The organism is Stenotrophomonas maltophilia group sp. RNC7, assembly GCF_030910085.1.
Lineage (GTDB): Bacteria > Pseudomonadota > Gammaproteobacteria > Xanthomonadales > Xanthomonadaceae > Stenotrophomonas > Stenotrophomonas sepilia.
Genome location: NZ_JAVFVN010000020.1, coordinates 1 through 1,801, shown reverse-complemented (window position 1 = coordinate 1,801; position 1,801 = coordinate 1). Strand labels below are relative to the sequence as shown.

Below are 1,801 nucleotides of genomic sequence, written 5' to 3'. Positions count from 1 at the left end.
GCTTTATCCATTATAATCACCACACTTATTAGTTCTAATTTATATTATTCCCTTATAGTTATAAACTTAACCTTTATTTTCTTTATATTACTAATAGTGTGTGAATTGCGTTCTTGTGTTCATGTTACTATCCATAAATGCATCCGTCAAATTGAAAAACAAAAAAGACCTCTTATTTTCATTTTTAAAGAAGTCTTTTTTGCCCAATATTATTTTTTACTTTTACTACTACCTCGACTCATATTCGAAAATAACATAAAAAATCTAATAAACTCTAATACTATTAGGGCAGATAACATATTAAAAAACAATAATTTTACTAGCTCAGTATTAGATAGATTTGTGCTTATTATCGCATCTCTTATAGTCTCAAAAAAAGGATAAAATTCCAAATCCATTTCATAACTTAATTTTAAGAATCTCACACCAAATACTATTGCTACAAATAGTCCAATAAGAAATTTTAATGCAGCTATGAATGAACTAATAAAATATTTTAAATATCCCGTAATACACTTCGATGCAATACTTATAAAATAGAGACCGCTTTCTACTTCTTCCTCATTACAAATTCTTTTGGCTCTTATCCATGCATTTAATTCTTCAATTATTATTAGTGGAAAAAACAATAAATAATATCTTTCTGACATTCTACCTATATTAAATACGCTATTTATAATTGAAGGACGACTTATATGTTGATAGTAGTGACCTAACTCATGAGCTAAACAAAACGCACTTTTAGGATCTTCAAAATCTATATCACTTGGATAAGTAATCATGTCTTTAGAAGGAATATAAGAAAACTCTAAGGAACCTTCACCTTTTTCTTTAATTTTCAATCCCTCTTTTTCTATTCTATCTAACAATTTCTTATTTGATAAATGCATGATAACCTCCACATCTCATTAATGTATTTGATTTATTTCATATGCTCATTTAACATCTTTATTGCTGACTCAATGGTTTGTTCTCCAGTATACTTACTAATGTCTCTTCTAAGATTAATTAATTCATTTTCAATTGCCTCATCATTTATACCTTTTTGCTTATTTTTTGAATAGATATTATGAATTGTTTTATAGTTTTCTATTAATTTTGATAGCTGAACCAGTGCTTCATCAAATGGTAATACTTGAATCTTATACAACGGATTTATTCCCTTTTTATTTATTGAATATTGATGGTTTCTGGAAACCATTAGATATTACCTCCTTACTAAAAAATGAGTTATGGAGTCCAATATAACCTATAGAAAACACTATACATGCGATGTAAATAAGGATGTCATATATTAAACCTGTTTGCTTTCCAAACGCAATAAATGCATATTTGATAAAAATCACATGACTTAAATAAATTGGAAAGGAATTTTTCCCAATATAATACAACCAATTAATCATCTTATATTTTCTAATTTTCAGATATAACTTATAAAGAAAATTTAAGGCAAACAAACTCACTATAAATAACTGTACAGTTGCATATGGCTTTAATCCTCTTAAAGAAAAAAGAAAGCATACGACTGCAACCAAATATAGTATTAAACTTAGCCAAAAGTGATGGTTACCTTTCTTTTTTATTACCGCTAAATACCTATTTTTACCTGGTAAAGCTATTAACACACCTATTAAATAATATGCTAACCAATGAAGTGGCAGTGAATAATTCCAGTGTAAATACCAAAAATCTGATTTCTCCACCCAAACTATATAGTCTGAATAAGTAAGGAGAGCTAAATGACAGAATACTAAACCTATACATAAAAATTTAAATCTATTATTTTTATCTTTCTTATATA

At 26.9% G+C, this 1,801-nt stretch carries 3 protein-coding genes; all 3 read right to left on the bottom strand.

Going from position 1 to position 1,801, the window contains the following annotated elements; all coding sequences use genetic code 11:
• Nucleotides 1-209: 209 nt before the first annotated feature.
• Entirely contained in the window at nucleotides 210-890 is a 681-nt protein-coding gene (locus RCF13_RS00115; RefSeq protein ID WP_227900038.1) for a hypothetical protein, read from the bottom strand.
• A gap of 32 nt (nucleotides 891-922) precedes the next feature.
• Nucleotides 923-1,150 (bottom strand): hypothetical protein, encoded by a 228-nt coding sequence (locus RCF13_RS00110; RefSeq protein WP_308140659.1) that lies wholly within the window; start codon nucleotides 1,148-1,150, stop codon nucleotides 923-925.
• Between the two features lie 16 nt (nucleotides 1,151-1,166).
• Nucleotides 1,167-1,801 (bottom strand): acyltransferase family protein (locus RCF13_RS00105; protein WP_308140658.1); only part of this gene is annotated, 635 nt, incomplete at its 5' end.